Source organism: Phyllobacterium sp. RCAM01083 (assembly GCF_055685835.1).
In genome coordinates this window covers 122,604-138,423 of record NZ_JBVFZN010000005.1, presented here as the reverse complement: position 1 = coordinate 138,423, position 15,820 = coordinate 122,604, and the positions used below count along the sequence as shown (strand labels likewise).

The 15,820-nt window shown below is 61.5% G+C and carries 16 protein-coding genes and 1 riboswitch; of the genes, 5 read left to right on the top strand and 11 right to left on the bottom strand.

Translation table 11 applies throughout. The features are described 5' to 3' along the window. Positions 1-118: 118 nt before the first annotated feature. Entirely contained in the window at positions 119-1,150 is a 1,032-nt protein-coding gene (locus ACZ25R_RS07390) for a LacI family DNA-binding transcriptional regulator (protein ID WP_472460596.1), read from the bottom strand. A 162-nt stretch (positions 1,151-1,312) separates the two neighbouring features. Here ACZ25R_RS07390 and ACZ25R_RS07385 point away from each other — a divergent pair, with 162 nt between their 5' ends. From ACZ25R_RS07385 to purU, 5 genes are all read left to right on the top strand, one after another. Next, positions 1,313-2,407 (top strand): fatty acid desaturase family protein, encoded by a 1,095-nt coding sequence (locus tag ACZ25R_RS07385; RefSeq protein WP_472460595.1) that lies wholly within the window; start codon positions 1,313-1,315, stop codon positions 2,405-2,407. Between the two features lie 74 nt (positions 2,408-2,481). After that, positions 2,482-2,799, top strand: coding sequence for a MocE family 2Fe-2S type ferredoxin (locus ACZ25R_RS07380; RefSeq protein WP_403184044.1), 318 nt, complete (start codon positions 2,482-2,484; stop codon positions 2,797-2,799). Positions 2,800-2,801: 2 nt separating this feature from the next. Next, complete coding sequence (locus ACZ25R_RS07375; RefSeq protein WP_472460594.1) at positions 2,802-4,034, top strand: NAD(P)/FAD-dependent oxidoreductase; 1,233 nt, start codon at positions 2,802-2,804, stop codon at positions 4,032-4,034. A 16-nt stretch (positions 4,035-4,050) separates the two neighbouring features. Continuing rightward, the gene (locus ACZ25R_RS07370; RefSeq protein WP_472460593.1) at positions 4,051-4,848 is read left to right on the top strand and encodes a 3-methyl-2-oxobutanoate hydroxymethyltransferase; all 798 of its coding nucleotides are present in this window, start codon (positions 4,051-4,053) and stop codon (positions 4,846-4,848) included. 4 nt (positions 4,849-4,852) lie between these two features. Next, on the top strand, positions 4,853-5,749 hold the full coding sequence (gene purU / locus ACZ25R_RS07365) for a formyltetrahydrofolate deformylase (RefSeq protein WP_346307385.1): 897 nt from the start codon (positions 4,853-4,855) through the stop codon (positions 5,747-5,749). A 218-nt stretch (positions 5,750-5,967) separates the two neighbouring features. Here the strand turns inward: purU and ACZ25R_RS07360 are convergent, their stop codons facing one another. The 10 genes from ACZ25R_RS07360 to ACZ25R_RS07315 all read right to left on the bottom strand — a co-directional run bounded on the left by ACZ25R_RS07360 (position 5,968) and on the right by ACZ25R_RS07315 (position 15,818). Beyond that, positions 5,968-7,059, bottom strand: coding sequence for an FAD-binding oxidoreductase (locus ACZ25R_RS07360; protein ID WP_223612483.1), 1,092 nt, complete (start codon positions 7,057-7,059; stop codon positions 5,968-5,970). 7 nt (positions 7,060-7,066) lie between these two features. Next, positions 7,067-8,311 (bottom strand): aromatic ring-hydroxylating oxygenase subunit alpha, encoded by a 1,245-nt coding sequence (locus tag ACZ25R_RS07355; protein ID WP_288193477.1) that lies wholly within the window; start codon positions 8,309-8,311, stop codon positions 7,067-7,069. A 125-nt stretch (positions 8,312-8,436) separates the two neighbouring features. Further along, positions 8,437-8,636: riboswitch (cobalamin riboswitch) on the bottom strand. Positions 8,637-8,747: 111 nt separating this feature from the next. Continuing rightward, complete coding sequence (locus ACZ25R_RS07350; RefSeq protein WP_464661414.1) at positions 8,748-9,458, bottom strand: DUF1868 domain-containing protein; 711 nt, start codon at positions 9,456-9,458, stop codon at positions 8,748-8,750. 79 nt (positions 9,459-9,537) lie between these two features. Then, positions 9,538-10,815, bottom strand: a complete 1,278-nt coding sequence (locus ACZ25R_RS07345; protein WP_472460592.1) for an L-fuconate dehydratase — start codon at positions 10,813-10,815, stop codon at positions 9,538-9,540. Positions 10,816-10,852: 37 nt separating this feature from the next. Continuing rightward, the gene (locus tag ACZ25R_RS07340) at positions 10,853-11,698 is read right to left on the bottom strand and encodes a fumarylacetoacetate hydrolase family protein (RefSeq protein ID WP_472460591.1); all 846 of its coding nucleotides are present in this window, start codon (positions 11,696-11,698) and stop codon (positions 10,853-10,855) included. 166 nt (positions 11,699-11,864) lie between these two features. Then, positions 11,865-12,599, bottom strand: coding sequence for an SDR family oxidoreductase (locus ACZ25R_RS07335; protein WP_105731930.1), 735 nt, complete (start codon positions 12,597-12,599; stop codon positions 11,865-11,867). Between the two features lie 38 nt (positions 12,600-12,637). Continuing rightward, positions 12,638-13,087, bottom strand: a complete 450-nt coding sequence (locus ACZ25R_RS07330) for a MaoC family dehydratase (protein WP_472460590.1) — start codon at positions 13,085-13,087, stop codon at positions 12,638-12,640. Next, a complete protein-coding gene (locus tag ACZ25R_RS07325; RefSeq protein ID WP_472460589.1) occupies positions 13,088-14,176 on the bottom strand; it encodes a Gfo/Idh/MocA family protein in 1,089 nt (362 codons plus the stop codon). Between the two features lie 195 nt (positions 14,177-14,371). Next, positions 14,372-14,701, bottom strand: a complete 330-nt coding sequence (locus ACZ25R_RS07320; RefSeq protein WP_472460588.1) for an L-rhamnose mutarotase — start codon at positions 14,699-14,701, stop codon at positions 14,372-14,374. A 4-nt stretch (positions 14,702-14,705) separates the two neighbouring features. Beyond that, positions 14,706-15,818 (bottom strand): mandelate racemase/muconate lactonizing enzyme family protein, encoded by a 1,113-nt coding sequence (locus tag ACZ25R_RS07315; RefSeq protein WP_472460587.1) that lies wholly within the window; start codon positions 15,816-15,818, stop codon positions 14,706-14,708. Positions 15,819-15,820: the final 2 nt, after the last annotated feature.

The window sequence follows — 15,820 nt, the reverse complement described above, 5'->3', positions numbered from 1 at the left end:
CTCCCAGGAATGAAATGCCAGCACAATGCCGGCGCCGCGCGAAACATCTGTTCCATTCAGCGGTCAGTCAATCGCCCTGACGCCGCAGAAACTATCATCTCTGATAGATTCGGCTGTTTCAGATGTTTTCAGGCAGATAAATATCGAAGGGCAGAAAGGTTTGTCCCGGTGTATTGGCCGCACCGGTTTCGATGACATGGCCCATCAGTTCCACCAGCTCGCGGCAGAGACGCGGCAGCGGGGTGGCAATGGCCATCGTGACGACATTGTCAGCCAGCGCCGCGCGCGATTCCGGCGTGATTTCATTGCAGATCATCACCGGCGGCTCCGGCAGAATGCTCTCGCGCAGGGCTGCGATCGCCCCTTCCATCCCACCGCCGGCAACATAACACCCCGCCAGATCCGGATGGTGTTCCAAAAGATTGAGCATCGCTTCATGCGTGATCTGCCGTGTCTCTAGATTGATCAGCGTATCGAGCACGGTAAACTCAGGCGCTTCTTCGCGAAAGAACGAGCGGAAGCCGATTTCCCGCAGCTCATGCCCCTGAAACCGGTGACTGCCCACAAAGATCGCCACCTTGCCCGGACGGCGCGTCGTTTTGGCGATCATCCAGGCCGCCGTGCGTCCCGCCTTGCGGTTGTTCAGGCCGACATAGCCCTCGCGCACGCCAGCGGCAAAGTCGGACAGCAGGGAGAAAACGGCAATGCCCCTCGCCTTCAGTTCTTCGATCACAACCGTGATCGACGGATGGTCCGGCGCGACGAGCGCGACCGACTGGGTGCGCCCGGCCAGAGACCGCAGCTTGACGATGATGTCCTCCGGTGCCAGCGACGGGCAGAAGTCGACGACCGGCACGCCGCGGAAATGCGGCGCCGCATGCACGGCCTGATCGATTTCGCGGGCAAAATCCTGATAAAAATGCTGGCCGGATTTCTGCAGGAGAAAACCCAGCCTGTATTCCGGCAGTTCCTGCCGCATGCGCTGGCGGATCAGCCCCGCCGCGTGATAGCCGATGCTGTTGGCAGCGTCATAGACGCGCCGCGCCGTTTCCTCGCGCACGGGCAGGCGGTTGTTGAGCACGCGGTCCACCGTCGCCACGCTGACCCCGGAAACCCGGGCAAGATCGGCAATTGTCGGTCTGTTGGCCATATCGTCTCGAATGATAGATTCTATCATGAAACCGTATCATCCGATGATGGAGATTGATAGGATTTTATCATCACGAATTGAGCATGCCCCCTGCCATCGCTACACTTCTCCCATCGGGCCGCAGTGTTTGAAGTGTGTGCCGAAGGATTGGGAGGTCCTGCCATGGACGCAGCATTACCGGCATCACGCGATTACAGCCTCGTTGGCCGCGATTCACAGCGCGCCATCGAGACCGGGCTGGCCGCCGCCGAGTGGTATCACACTGATGTGCCGCGCAAGGCCATGAAGGAGCTGATGAAGCGCGAGGACGGGCCGGCCATACGCGACACGGCGATCTGGCTCGGCAGCATGGTTGTCCTTGCCGGGCTGGGCATTGTTCTCTGGGGCACGATCTGGTGCATCCCCGTCTTTCTCGCCTATGGCGTGCTCTACGGTTCCGCTTCGGATTCGCGCTGGCACGAATGCGGCCACGGCACCGCCTTCAAGACCCGCTGGATGAACGATACGGTCTATCAGATCGCCTGCTTCATGATCATGCGCAATCCGGTGACCTGGCGCTGGAGCCATGCGCGTCACCACACCGACACGGTCATCGTCGGCCGCGACCCGGAGATTGCCGTCATGCGCCCGCCCGATCTCGTCCGCATCCTCCTGAATTTCTTCGGCCTTCTCGATGCATGGCATGCCGTTGCGGATATGCTGCGCAACGCCGCCGGGTTTGTCAGCGCCGAGGAAAAGAGCTTCATCCCCGCGCAGGAGCAGCACAAGGTCGTGCGCTTCGCCCGCATCTGGCTGGCGATCTATGCCGCCGCCATTGCGCTGGCCGTGTACACAGGCTCGATCCTGCCGCTGATGCTGGTCGGCCTGCCCCGCCTGTATGGCGCGTGGCACCATGTCCTGACCGGCCTGCTCCAGCATGGCGGGCTTGCCGACAATGTCATCGATCACCGCCTCAACAGCCGCACGGTACTGATGAACCCCGTCAGCCGCTTCATCTACTGGAACATGAATTATCACGTCGAGCATCACATGTTTCCCATGGTGCCCTATCATGCGCTGCCACGCCTGCATGCCATGATCAGGCACGACCTGCCCGCCCCCAATCCGTCCATCCTCGACGGCTACCGCGAGATGATCCCCGCCTTCCTGCGCCAGCTGCGCAATGAAGACTATTACCTCAGGCGTGAATTGCCGCTGACGGCAAAACCCTACCGCGAGGAGTTCCACGGCGAGGATGCCCGTGCTGCAGCGGAATAGAATTGGTAAGAAAAAGCTTACAAACAAGACCAATAGCAGGGCCTGCGCGGCTCCTGCCAAAGGGAGGAAAGAGCATGAGCGACTGGATTGAGGCCTGCACGGCGGACGATATCGACGAGGAGGATGTCATGCGTTTCGACCACGCGGGCCGGACCTTTGCGATCTATCGCAGCCCCGATGACGAATTCTTCGCCACCGACGGGCTTTGCACCCATGAGCATATCCATCTGGCCGACGGGCTCGTCATGGACGATATCATCGAGTGTCCCAAGCACAATGGCCGCTTCAACTACAAGACCGGCCAGGCCAAGGGTGCGCCGGTCTGCGTCAACCTGAAGACCTATCCGGTGAAAGTCGAGGACGGCAAGGTCCTCATCCAGCTGGCTTCCTGACGATGACCGCCGGTATGGTCATCATCGGCGGCGGCGAATGCGGCGCCCGCGCCGCCTTCGCGCTGCGGGAGAACGGATATGCCGGGCCGGTCACGCTGATCGGCGCGGAAAAACACCTTCCCTATGAACGGCCGCCTTTGTCCAAGGACGCCATGATTTCACCGGAGCATCCCCTCGCCAGAACCATCGCGGGAGAGGACCGGTTCGCCGAACAGGACATCCGCTTCGTTGCCGGCACGACCGCGATTGGAATAGACCGGGAAGCGAAGGACGTCATCTTCGCCGGTGGCAAACGTCTTGCCTATGACCGGCTGCTGCTCGCGACGGGTGCCGTCCCCCGCCCGCTGCCGCTGGCGGCGGCAAGCAGGCATTGCACCTGTCTGCGCAGCTATGACGACGCACTGGCCATCCGGGCGCACCTTCAGCCGGGCGCACACATTGTCATTGTCGGCGGCGGCTTCATCGGCCTTGAACTTGCGGCCAGTGCGCGCCAGCGCGGCGCCGTGGTGACCGTGCTCGAAACCCAGGCGCGCATTCTGATGCGCGGCGTACCGGAGGAAATCGCCGCAGTCATCGCGGCACGCCACCGGCGGGAAGGCGTTCTCATCCGCTGCGGCGTTGCCATTGCAGCGATCACCGACCGGGACAACGGCATCACCATGACGCTTGCCGATGGTGAAAAGCTTGACGCGGACCTCGCCGTCATCGGCATCGGCGCCCTACCGGTAACGGCGCTCGCCGAGGCAGCCGGTCTTGAAACCGCCAACGGCATCCTCGTCAATGCGCATCTGCAGACGAGAGACCCCGATATTTTTGCTGCTGGCGATTGCTGTACGTTTCCGCTTGCCCTCTATGGCTGTCGCCAGGTGCGGCTGGAAGCATGGCGCAATGCGCAGGAACAGGGCACGCTCGCCGCCCGCAACATGCTTGGGCTTTGCGAGCCGCATCTCGCCGTTCCATGGTTCTGGTCCGATCAGTACGAGTTGGGGCTGCAGGTCGCCGGGCTTGCCGACGAAGGTGCCCGGACAATCCGCCGGGATCTCGGCGACGGCGCGTTCATCCTGTTCCATCTCGCGGCGGATGGACGCCTTGTCGCTGCCAGCGGCATTGGTCCCGGCAACAGCGTCGCCCGGGATATAAGGCTGGCGGAAATGCTGATTGCCCGCAGCGCCTGTCCTGATCAGGCTCATCTTGCCGCCCCGGACATCAAACTCAAATCGCTGCTCGCAGCCTGAAACGGACGGAGACACCATGACCAGCAAACGCCCCACGGTGGCGGACATTCTCGCAATGAAGGGCCGTCGCCAGCTGACCATGCTGCGGGTCGAAACGCTTGAGGAGGCGGAAGCCGCCGAGCGCGCGCGGGTCGATATTCTTTCCGTGCCGCCGGCGCTGCTCTCTCCCGCTTTCCGCGATGCCGCGCCATCCTGTTTCACCATTCCCGGGCTTGAATATGGCGATTTCGCCACGGCGGAGGATTATGTGCGTGCCGCCTTTTCCGTCTTGCGTGCGGGCGGCGATGCGGTCTATTGCGCGGCCAGCCTGTCCACCATCCGGCGCATGCGCGATGAAGGCATTCCTGTCTGCGGCCACGTCGGCCTGATCCCGTCAAAGGCGACCTGGACCGGCGGCTTCAAAGCTGTCGGCAAGACGGCGCAAAGCGCGCTCGATATCTGGCGCCAGACCAAGGCACTGGAAGAGGCCGGGGCGTTTGCCGCCGAAATCGAGGTGGTGCCGGTGGCGGTTGCAACCGCCATTTCCGAGCGCACCCCGCTGTTCATGATTTCCATGGGCGCAGGCGCCGGCTGCGATGCGCAATATCTCTTCGCCGAGGATATTCTTGGATCGAACCGCGGCCATTATCCGCGCCATGCCAAGACCTACCGCAACTTTTCCGCCGAATATGACCGCCTGCAGCAGGAAAGGGTCGCAGCCTTTTCCGAGTTTGTCGCAGACGTGCACGCAAAAAACTATCCGGCAGCCGAACATGTGGTCGGAATTCCGCATGACGAACTGGACCGTTTTCTCAAAGAGCTTCCTGGAGTTTGAACCGATGGATCATCAGTCCCCCACCTCGCCCGTCACCCGTCAGCCGTCTGATTATACGCACGGTTTCGTCCTCACCCTGTCGTGCGAAGACAAGCCGGGGATCGTGGCATCGGTGACGACGGAGCTGGCGGCGCTGGATGCCAATATCGCCGAGAGCAACCAGTTCTGGGACCGCCAGACCAACCGCTTCTTCATGCGCATCGCCTTTGCCGCCTCGGAAGAAACCTCCAAGGACGATGTCGAGCGGGCGCTGAAGCCAGCCATCGAGCGCTTCGGCATGAAGACCACGCTGATCGACCAGGCCAAGAAGCCGAAGATCGTCATCATGGTGTCGAAGTTCGACCATGCGCTGTTGCACCTGTTCTACCAGATCAAGGTCGGCTGGCTCGATGCGGAAGTGGCCGCCATCGTCTCCAACCACGAGGACAGCCGCCGCTTTGCCGAGCATGAGGGCATCCCCTACCACGTGCTGCCCGTGTCGAAGGACAACAAGACGGCGCAGGAGGAGGCGCTGCTGAAGATCGTCAAGGACACCGGCGCCGATCTCGTCATCCTCGCCCGCTACATGCAGGTGCTGTCGGACAACCTGTCAAAACGGCTGTTCGGCAAGGTGATCAACATCCACCATTCATTCCTGCCGAGCTTCAAGGGGGCAAAGCCCTATCACCAGGCGTTCGAGCGCGGGGTGAAGCTGATCGGCGCGACGGCGCATTATGTCACGCCCGACCTCGACGAGGGCCCGATCATCGAACAGGAGACCGAGCGGGTCAGCCATGCCATGAGCGCCGAGGACTTTGTCGCCACCGGCCGCGATATCGAGAGCCGGGTGCTCGCCCGTGCCGTCAAGAAGCACCTCGAATCCCGCGTCATGCTCAACGGCCACAAGACCGTGGTGTTCTAAGCACAGGCATTTTTTAAGGGTGCGTGGTTCGACAAGCTCACCATGAGGGAGGATGAGGACTTCAGGGAGTCATATCCTGCAATCCTTGTGACTAAGCATTGCAGCCCAACCCTCTCCCTCACGGTGAGCTTGTCGAACCACGCACAATCGCAATGCGAGCCTTCACCGCCAGTTATTGCCTGCACTTGAGAACGAAGTATACCTCAAAAAGGCGGCGCTCAGGCTTCGATCTCCACATTGCCGAGCGGTTTCGTGCAGCAGGCGAGGACAAATCCCTCGTCGATTTCCTCGTCGAGAATACCGCCATTGTGATCCATTTCGGACTTGCCCGAGAGTTTCATCACCTTGCACGTGCCGCACAGGCCGGATTCGCAGGCCGCCGCAATGCGGATACCGGCGCCGCGCGCCGCCTTGAGGATCGTATCTCCCGGCATGCACGGCACGTCCATGCCCGACATGGAAAAGGTGATCGTCGCCGACGCTTCCACGGCGTCGGTGGACATCACATCGAATGCGGGCAGGACGGGTTCGGCAGCCGGGCCGAAGCTTTCCTGATGATAGTGCGCCATGTCGAAACCACTGGCTTCAAGCATGCCGCGCACATCGCGCATGAAACCTTCCGGACCGCAGCAGAAGATCGTCCTGTCCTTGAAATCCGGCGACAGCAGCGGCAGCTTGGGCGCTTCCAGCCGCCCGCGGATACCGGTCCACACCTGCCCCATCTCGTGTTCCTTGATCAGGAACGACAGTTTCAGGTTGGGCATGCAGTTTGTCAGATATTCCAGTTCCCGGCGGAAAATGATGTCGCTGGGCCGGCGGGCGCAGGTGACGAAGCTGATATCGCTCTGCGGGGCGCAATCATGCATCCAGCGGGTCATCGACATCATCGGCGTGATGCCGGACCCGGCCGAGATGAACAGGTACTTTTCCCCCGGATGCCTGCGCATGGAGAAATCGCCGAGCGGACCGAAGGCCTTCAGCCGCATGCCGGGGGTCAGATGATCCAGCATCCAGCGGGTGCCGATGCTGTTCTCCTGCGCCTTGACCGTCACGGCGATGGTGAAGGGCCGTGACGGGCTGGAGGAGAGCGTATAGGTGCGCAGGACGGCTTCGGGCTGCACCGGCAGCTCGAAGGTCATGAACTGGCCCGGCTCATAGCGGAACCAGTTCTGGTTGTCGGAACGGAATGTGAAGGTCTTCACATTCGGCGCTTCCTCGATGATCGACAGACACTCCAGCAGATGCAGCCGGTCATTCCATGGCTGCATCTGGTCGAGGTGCGGGTAAGACTGAGGAACGCCCATGTTCATTGTGTACCTATGCTACCTTGCTGAGCCGCGTATCGCCGCCGGAGAGACGCTCTTCCATGAACCTGCAGTACCATTCGAGGAATTGCAGCACGCCGCCTTCATGCTCGGGCGAATAGGGTCCGGGCTCGTAGGCGGGCGAGCGGATGCCGAAGGCGTTTTCCTCGACGATCCGGCGGTCCTGGTCATTGGTCTCGAGCCAGACATGCGTCAGTTCCTCGATGGTGTAATCCACGCCCTCGACCGCATCCTTATGCACCAGCCATTTGGTGGTGACCTGCGTTTCATCCGGGCCGAGCGGCAGCACCCGGAAGGAAATGGCATGGTCGCCGAGGATATGGTTCCAGGTGGTCGGGTAATGGAACAGCAGCAGCGAGCCGATCTGCTTCTCGTTGACACTGTCGCTGAGCTGCCGGCCGACGGCGCGGCGCCCGCTCATCGTATAGCTTTCCGCATCGCGCAGCAGCGGCACACGGGTGGCGCGGTACTGGCCGTCATCGGACATGCGGAAAATGCTGGGCAGGCCTGCCGCTTCGCAACGCTGCCAATGCGCGGCAATTTCCGGATCGTCTGCGGCGCCCTGGACACCGCTCACGCTCGGCGCTTCCGGGAAGGTCTTGCACAGCTCGGGATGATTGGCCACGCAGTGATAGCACTCGCGGTTGTTTTCCCAGACCAGCTTCCAGTTGCCCTTTTCGACGATGGTGCTCTGATAGGCGACCTTGGTTTCGGTGAGGTGGTGCGGCGCGAGATAGGGTTCGATCAGTGCGCGCGTCGCGCTGAAATCGACAGGATTCTGCGCCAGGCAGATGAAGATGTAACCGCCGACGCTTTCGCACTGCACCGGCTTCAGGCTGTGCTGGCTGGCGTCGAAATCATCGCCCATCTGGCGGGCGAACAGCAGGCGCCCGTCGAGCTCGTAGGTCCACTGGTGATAGGGGCAGACGAGCTTGGCCGACGTGCCGCGCTCGGCTGAGCAGACGCGCGAGCCGCGATGGCGGCAGGAATTGTGAAAAGCCCGGATCTGGCCCTGGCGGTCGCGCACGATGACCACGGGATAGTCGCCGACCTGCACCGTGAAGAAGTTGCCGGGCTTGGCGACTTCGCAATCATGGCCGATGAACAGCCAGTCGCGATAAAAGATGTTCTCCATATCCAGCCGGAAATAATCCGGATCGGAATAGAAAGACTGTTCAAGGCCGTAGCCGGGTTTCCGGTTTCTCAGGTTCCGGAGCAGTTCGTTGCGTATATCCATGTCGTGTCCTCGCCTCGATGTTGCGAAAGAACTGACTGGTGGTGACGGAGGAAGAACGCCTGCACGGCCAGCCACCGGCTGGTGCCCGCACAGAATCATGCTCCTTGATCGCCCACCGCGATCAGTCGGTTTTTGGTACCGAGGCTGGTTTCCGGGCTCTGGAGTTGCCGTATCGGCTGTCACGACGCCTTCCCGGGGTTGTGACCCAGTGGCTGTTATGCCGTGTTTCACTCCACTACCGTTGCGGGGGCAGCGCCGGGTTTCCGACCGGCTTCCCAATTCTCCGCTTCCCTAGAAAAGCGGCACCTCAAGTGCCCCGATAAAAGCATCCGGCACCCAAAAAGAATAGGTGCGGAAACGACATCGCATTTACGTAAGACGACACGCCGGGCGCGTGTACACTATGTCGCAGATTGGCGATCAAACGGCCTCTGATTCAATCCAGAACCACCAGTTCCTCGAAATGATTCATATCGGCAAAACTGCAGAATGCGGGCGGATTCAACGCAATGACCGGCGATTCACGCCGGATGAATGCTAGGCAATCATCCAGAAGTTCCTGCCAGGCCCCGAGCCTTTCGTCCGGGAACCGCGCGATCGGATAGGCCAGCGTGATGTGGAAGACATAGGTGTCGTGATCAGGATGCCGGTAACCGAACGGCACGGCCAGTTCGTCGCGCCAGGCGCGCATGATGCGCTCGTCATATTCGCTCGCACCGGCCACCGTCAGGCCCGCGGGCGTGACGTCGATCACCTCGACGTTGAACGGCCCGCATCCCTCGAAATCCTGCAGGCGATCCACATAAAGCCGCGTCATGTCGTCGATGCTTGTCTCCAGTGGAACATCATCCGGCCAATAGGACGGGCGGCGGCGATATTCGATAATGCCCTGAAACAGCGTCATGTGCAGGCTGGAGACGGGGGTAAAGGCCAGTTGGCCGGCATCGGGCATCGCCAGCATCCGGTCGCGCACGGCAATGACCGAGGCTTCCGACTCGGAGCCCTTCACCAGATGGCAGACCACCGTATTGCCGGGTTCCGGCTGAAAGACGCCCGCGCCGTTGTAGCGCCGGCCGAGATGCACCGGCGGTTCCGGATGCAGGCTGGCGGCAAAGCGGGCAAGCGAAGGCTTGATCAGGTCGAGCATGGGAACCCCGTGACGAGAGAAGACGATGCAACCGCCATAGGACAGCTCTTTGTCAGACTGATGAAGCCCCGCCCCTTTTCTATGGCCGGTGGAGATATTCCTCGATCGACGCCTGTTTCATTTCAATCGAGAAACCCGGCAGCGACGGCGGCATATAAGCGGCATCCCGGATGTTGCAGGGATCGACAAAATGTTCGTGCAGATGGTCGACATATTCGATCACCCGCCCCTCCTTCGTCCCCGACACGGCGATGTAGTCGATCATCGACAGATGCTGCACATATTCGCACAGGCCGACACCGCCCGCATGCGGCCAGACAGGCAGTTCATATTTGGCGGCGATCAGCAGCACGGCGAGCACTTCATTGAGGCCGCCCATCCGGCACGAATCGATCTGCACCACATCGATGGCGCCTTCGGCGATGAACTGCTTGAACATGATGCGGTTCTGGCACATCTCGCCGGTCGCGACCTTCACAGGCTTGATTGCCTGCCGGATCTTGCGGTGGCCCGCCACGTCATCCGGGCTGGTCGGCTCCTCGATGAAGAACGGCTTGACGAAGGCAAGCTTGTTGACCCAGTCGATGGCCTCGCCCACTTCCCAGACCTGGTTCGCATCGATCATCAGGATACGGTCCGGCCCGATCACCTCGCGGGCAATGGTCAGGCGGCGGATATCGTCTTCAAGATCGCGGCCGACCTTCATCTTGATGTGGTTGAAACCGGCGTCGACCGCTTCCTGACAGAGACGGCGCAGCTTTTCGTCGGAATAGCCGAGCCAGCCCGCCGATGTGGTATAGCAGGGATAGCCTTCCGCCTGCAGCGCGGCGATCCGCTCCTTCTTGCCGTTCTCCGCCTTGCGCAGGATAGCGAGCGCTTCCTCGCGCGTCAGCACGTCGGTGAGGTAGCGGAAGTCGACGATATCGACGATTTCTTCCGGCGTCATCTCGCCGACCAGCTGCCAGACCGGCTTGCCCGCCTCCTTGGCAAGCAAGTCCCAGACCGCATTGACCACCGCGCCCGTCGCCAGATGCATCGCGCCCTTGTCGGGCCCGATCCAGCGCAACTGGCTGTCGCCGGTGATGAAGTGCCAGAAACGGCCGGGATTTTCCTTCACCCAGTCCAGTTCCAGCCCGACGACGAGATGCTTCATCGCTTCAATCGCCAGGCAGCAGATTTCATTGCCGCGACCGATGGTGAAGGTCAGCCCATGGCCGGACAAAGCCTTGTTGTCCGTATCGAGGATGACATAGGCGGCGGAATAATCCGGGTCCGGGTTCATGGCGTCCGATCCATCCAGGCTCTGCGAGGTGGGAAAGCGGACGTCGAAGACGCGAAGATCGGTAATGCGGGTCACAATATGCCTCTTGAATAATGTTGCGGGTCAGCACGCGTTAGACGTCGGCGCGTGCCACCTGTTTCTGGGTGCCAAGGCCGTCAATGCCGAGCTCGATCACGTCACCTGCCTTGAGGTAGCGCGGCGGCTTCATGCCCATGCCGACGCCGGGCGGCGTCCCGGTCGAGATGATGTCGCCGGGATGCAGCGACATGAACTGGCTGAGATAGGAGACGAGGAAGGCAACGCCGTAGACCATGGTCCGGGTCGAGCCGTTCTGCATCGTCTCACCATTCACCTTCAGCCACATGCCGAGGTTCTGCGGGTCGGCCACTTCATCTTTCGTCACCAGCCAGGGGCCGGTCGGACCGAACGTGTCGCAGGATTTGCCCTTGGTCCATTGCCCTGCCCGCTCCGTCTGGAAGGCGCGCTCGCTGACATCGTGCACGGTGCAGTACCCCGCGACATAATCCAGCGCCTCGGCTTCGCCGACATATTTTGCCGTGCGGCCGATGACGATGCCGAGCTCGACTTCCCAGTCGGTCTTCTCAGAACCGCGCGGAATGACCAGATCGTCATTCGGCCCTGATATCGCCGATGTGGCCTTCATGAAAATCACCGGCTCCGGCGGCACGGCCATGCCGGATTCCGCCGCGTGGTCGGCATAGTTGAGGCCGATGCAGATGAATTTTCCGGTTCCGGCAACGCAGGGGCCGAGGCGCGGATTGCCCTCAACGGCAGGCAGGCTCTCCACATCCAGCGCCGACAATTTTGCCAGCGCTTCCGGGTCGAGCACGGCCCCGGCAAGATCGTTCACCTTGCCGGAGAGATCGCGGATGTGCCCCTCGGCATCCAGCACACCAGGCTTTTCCTGTCCCGGTTCGCCATAACGTAGAAATTTCATCGTCTGTTCCTTCCGATTGCATGGGAGGAGGCTTCTGACAATTCATCCTGATGAGGGAGCTGGTGCGGTTTTCGAGAACCGGAGCGCAGTGGACATTTTCGTCCATGAGCACCGGAAGCGCAGAAAATCGCATCAGATGCCCATCAGGGTGGATTGGCAAAGTCTCCTAGACGGTCCAGCCGCCATCGATGTTGTAAGCCTGCCCCGTCGTGTAGGTCGCACCGGCGAGATAGACGGCAAGGTCGGCAATTTCCTCCGGCAGGCCGAGACGGCCCATCGGCTGGCGCGCAATGAAAGCCGCGCGCGCGGCTTCGTAGTCGCCGCCAGCGCGCATGCGCTGTTCCAGCGACGGGCTTTCCACCGTGCCGGGGCAGATCGCGTTGCAGCGGATGCCCTGCGTGATGTATTCGGCCGCCACCGATTTGGTCAGGCCGAGCACCGCCGCCTTGGTAACGCCATAGGCGAAACGGTTTGGCACGCCCTTCACGCTGCTGGCCACCGACGACATGTTGATGATCGCGCCATCGCCGCGTTCGATCATGCCGGGCAGAACGGCGCGGATCGTGCGGATCATCGCCCGGACATTCAGATCGAGGGCGAAATCCAGGTCCGCATCGGGCATTTCCAGGATGGAACCGCCATGGACGAACCCCGCGCAGTTGAAGAGCACGTCAATCGGACCGATCTCGCCTGCAACCTGATTGACCTCTTCGGTTTTCAATACATCCAGCTTGCGCGGTTTGATCCCTGCCTCTTTCGGCAGCGCATCGAGCAATTGCTGGTTGATGTCAGTGGCATGGACGATCGCGCCTTCGCGCGCAAAAGCCAGCACTGAAGCCCGGCCGATGCCCTGCCCTGCCGCTGTGATCAAAACCCGCTTGCCTGCAAGCTTACCCGTCATTTCAAACCTCCATTTGGCACATTGAGGTGCCCGTCATATCAAGTTGTTCTGCGCTCGGCGATCAGGATATGGTCCGCCGCAAGCACGACTTCATCACGTTGATTGAGAACTTCACAGCGCTCGACCACGCGCCCGCTCCCGAGGCGTTTCGGATCGTCTTCCTTGGCGCTGATGGTCACGCGCGTGCGGATCGTGTCGCCGATGAAGACCGGCCGCACGAATCGCAGACGGTCATAGCCATAGGAAAATGCCACCGGATTGATCAGGCTGGCGGTGAGGCCGACACCGATGGAAAAGATCATCGTGCCATGCGCAACCCGCTGGCCGAACGGCGTGGTCTTGGCAAATTCGGCATCCATATGGTGCGGGAAGAAATCCCCGGTATGGCCCGCATGCACGACGAAATCGGTTTCGGTGATCGTGCGGCCCGTCGTGGTGCGCACATGGCCGATGGCATAATCCTCGAAATAGATGGCCTGTTCAGACATTCACGCCTCCGGCTTTCGCGCCAACGGCGTCGCCGGCGCCGCGCTTGATTGATAGGCGGCCTCGACCAGCGCCATGGTATGCCACGCGTCTTCGACCGAACTCACCAGCGCCTTGTCCTCGCCGCTGGCAAAGCGCTGCAGATTGGCCATGCGCCCGACAAAGGCGTCGGGGAACCATGCGCCGTGCAGCGGAACATTGATCCAATCGGAGCCGCCCTTCGGATAGATCATCAGCGCGTCCGGTTCACCGCGCGGATAGTCGAGATTGACCCCGAGCTTCACATAGGCGGCGCCTTCGGTGCCGCTGATGCGGAACTCGCAGGCCTGGAATGTGCGGCCGAATTTGTGGTCGTGATTGATCGACAGCGAGCAGCGTACCCGATCGCCATAGTCCAGGATCGCGCTCGTCCGCGTCTGCGCCACCGCGTGGCCGGGATGTCCCAGCGTCTTCGCGTGCACGCCCAGCGGATTGCCGAGAATCTCACGGATCACATCGATGTAGTGGATCGAATGCATGGCGATCTCGACGCGCGGCAGGCCGTTGAGAAACGGCCACAGCGACCACGGCGTGTCGAGCGCCAGCCAGGCATCGAAATCGATCACCTCGCCCAGCCAGCCCTGCGCGATCGCGTCTTTCAGCGCCAGCATCATCGGGGCGAACCGCAACTGGAAATTGACGGCAGCGGTGATGTTACGCTCCCGGCAGATCGCAAGAATTTCCGAGGCTTGCACAAGGTCGCTGCCCATCGGTTTCTGGATCAGGGCAAAGGACCCCTCCGGCAGGGCTTTCAGCACGTCCGCATGGCGCGCGGGCGGTGTTGCCAGATCGAAGATGGCGTTTTCCACGGCTGCGGCTTCCACCACCGACGCATAGGCAGTCACATTCCATTCAGCGGCAATTTTCGCGGCCTTCGCCTGATCGGGATCGAACAGGCCGGCGATGGGAAAGCCACCTTTCCGGTAGGCCGGATAATGCGCATCGCCGACAATGCTGCCCGCCCCGAAGGTCACGATAGGGCGCGGCGTCGCCGGAAGCGGCCAGCTTTGCTGCAGGGTGGATGGATTGAAGGATTTTGCAGGTGTTTGCACGCTTCAGATACCCCCCTCTGCCCTGCCGGGCATCTCCCCCACAAGGGGGGAGATCACATTGGCATCAACACCTTTGCACAGTAGGAAATGTTTCAATTTTCGCGAAGACGGCAATGCAGGCTGATCTCCCCCCTTGTGGGGGAGATGGGCGGCAGCCCAGAGGGGGGTGAAAGGACGGTTGTTCATTTGTATTCCTCAATCCAGATGGAAGACTTCATCCATCATCGCCCACCATTCGCCCGGCGCCCGCGTTGCCAGCGGCACCTGGCACGGCATGCAGACGTCCCACCATTCCTTGTTTTTCGGATCGGCAGCCATGCGGGCCATATCCGCGTCAAAATCCGTGCCGTGATATTCCCACGTCCCGAACAGGATATTCTCCGGCTCGCGCAGGAAGATCGTGTAGTTGCGGATGTTGCAGCTTGAAATGAGCGCCAGGATTTCCGGCCAGACAGCCGCGTGCAGGCGCTTGTATTCCGCCACCTTGTCACCTTTCAGTCCGATCATCATGCCCATGCGCTGCATCAGCCTAACTCCGGATTTCCGTGGTGAATTCATCGATGCTGCGTGCCTTCACCGCATCCCAGTCCCAATCGATGCCGATACCGGGTTCCGATGGCGCGATGGCGTAGCCATCTTCGATGCGCATCTGCGTGCGTGTCAGGTCGTCCAGCTGCGGGATATATTCGACATACCTGCCGTTCTGCACCGCGCAGGCGAGGCTGACATGCAGCTCCATCAGGAAGTGCGGGCAAACCGGCATGTCAAAACTTTCCGCCGTATGCGCCACCTTCAGCCAGGGCGTGATCCCGCCGATGCGGCCCACATCCACCTGCACGATGGAACAGGCGCGCTTCTGCATGTATTCGCGGAAATGCCGGATCGAATAGAGCGACTCGCCGACGGCCACCGGCGTCTGCGTCGCCGCGGACAGGCGCACATGTCCGTCGATGTCGTCGGCGGGCAGCGGCTCTTCCAGCCAGGCGAGGTCAATATCGCGCAGCACCTGCGAGCGCCTGATGGCCTCGTCCAGCGTAAAGCCCTGGTTGGCATCGGTCATGATCTCGAAACCGGCACCCACCGCAGCGCGCACCGCCGACAGACGGTCGAGATCTTCCGACCCGTGCGGGCGGCCGATCTTCACCTTGGCGCCCTTGAAACCCTTGGCTTGCGCCTGCAGCGCATCATCCACCAGCGCCTGCTTTTCGATATGCAGCCAGCCGCCTTCGGTGGTGTAGAGCGGGCAGCGGTCTTTTGCCCCGCCCGCCAGCTTCCACAAAGGCAGGTTCTGTTTCTTCGCCCGCAGGTCCCACAGGGCGATATCGATGGCGGCGAGCGCAATCGCGGTGATCGCACCGATGGTTGTCGCGTGGGTGGCGAACTCGAGCTCGCGCCAGATCGCCTCGATCTGGTCGGCATCCCTGCCGAGCAGGCGCGGCACCAGATGGTCCGAGAGCAGGCGCATCACCGAGGAGCCGCCGGTGCCGATCGTGTAGCTGTACCCCGTACCCACAGCACCGTCGCTGTCGGTGATCGTGACAATCGGCGTTTCCTGCGAAACAAAGCTCTGGATGGCATCGGTCCGCAGCACTTTCGGCGGCAGGTCGACCATCCGCAATTCGACGCGTTCAATTCTGGCCATGG

Bases quoted from the DNA above. Each gene is read 5' to 3' on its own strand.
- ACZ25R_RS07335 (WP_105731930.1), bottom strand. From the start codon at position 12,599: ATGACGGGTAAGCTTGCAGGCAAGCGGGTTTTGATCACAGCGGCAGGG.
- ACZ25R_RS07340 (WP_472460591.1), bottom strand. From the start codon at position 11,698: ATGAAATTTCTACGTTATGGCGAACCGGGACAGGAAAAGCCTGGTGTG.
- ACZ25R_RS07320 (WP_472460588.1), bottom strand. From the start codon at position 14,701: ATGCAGCGCATGGGCATGATGATCGGACTGAAAGGTGACAAGGTGGCG.
- ACZ25R_RS07360 (WP_223612483.1), bottom strand. From the start codon at position 7,059: ATGAACATGGGCGTTCCTCAGTCTTACCCGCACCTCGACCAGATGCAG.
- ACZ25R_RS07330 (WP_472460590.1), bottom strand. From the start codon at position 13,087: ATGTCTGAACAGGCCATCTATTTCGAGGATTATGCCATCGGCCATGTG.
- purU (WP_346307385.1), top strand. From the start codon at position 4,853: ATGGATCATCAGTCCCCCACCTCGCCCGTCACCCGTCAGCCGTCTGAT.
- ACZ25R_RS07350 (WP_464661414.1), bottom strand. From the start codon at position 9,458: ATGCTCGACCTGATCAAGCCTTCGCTTGCCCGCTTTGCCGCCAGCCTG.
- ACZ25R_RS07375 (WP_472460594.1), top strand. From the start codon at position 2,802: ATGACCGCCGGTATGGTCATCATCGGCGGCGGCGAATGCGGCGCCCGC.
- ACZ25R_RS07380 (WP_403184044.1), top strand. From the start codon at position 2,482: ATGAGCGACTGGATTGAGGCCTGCACGGCGGACGATATCGACGAGGAG.
- ACZ25R_RS07385 (WP_472460595.1), top strand. From the start codon at position 1,313: ATGGACGCAGCATTACCGGCATCACGCGATTACAGCCTCGTTGGCCGC.
- ACZ25R_RS07315 (WP_472460587.1), bottom strand. From the start codon at position 15,818: ATGGCCAGAATTGAACGCGTCGAATTGCGGATGGTCGACCTGCCGCCG.
- ACZ25R_RS07355 (WP_288193477.1), bottom strand. From the start codon at position 8,311: ATGGATATACGCAACGAACTGCTCCGGAACCTGAGAAACCGGAAACCC.
- ACZ25R_RS07370 (WP_472460593.1), top strand. From the start codon at position 4,051: ATGACCAGCAAACGCCCCACGGTGGCGGACATTCTCGCAATGAAGGGC.
- ACZ25R_RS07390 (WP_472460596.1), bottom strand. From the start codon at position 1,150: ATGGCCAACAGACCGACAATTGCCGATCTTGCCCGGGTTTCCGGGGTC.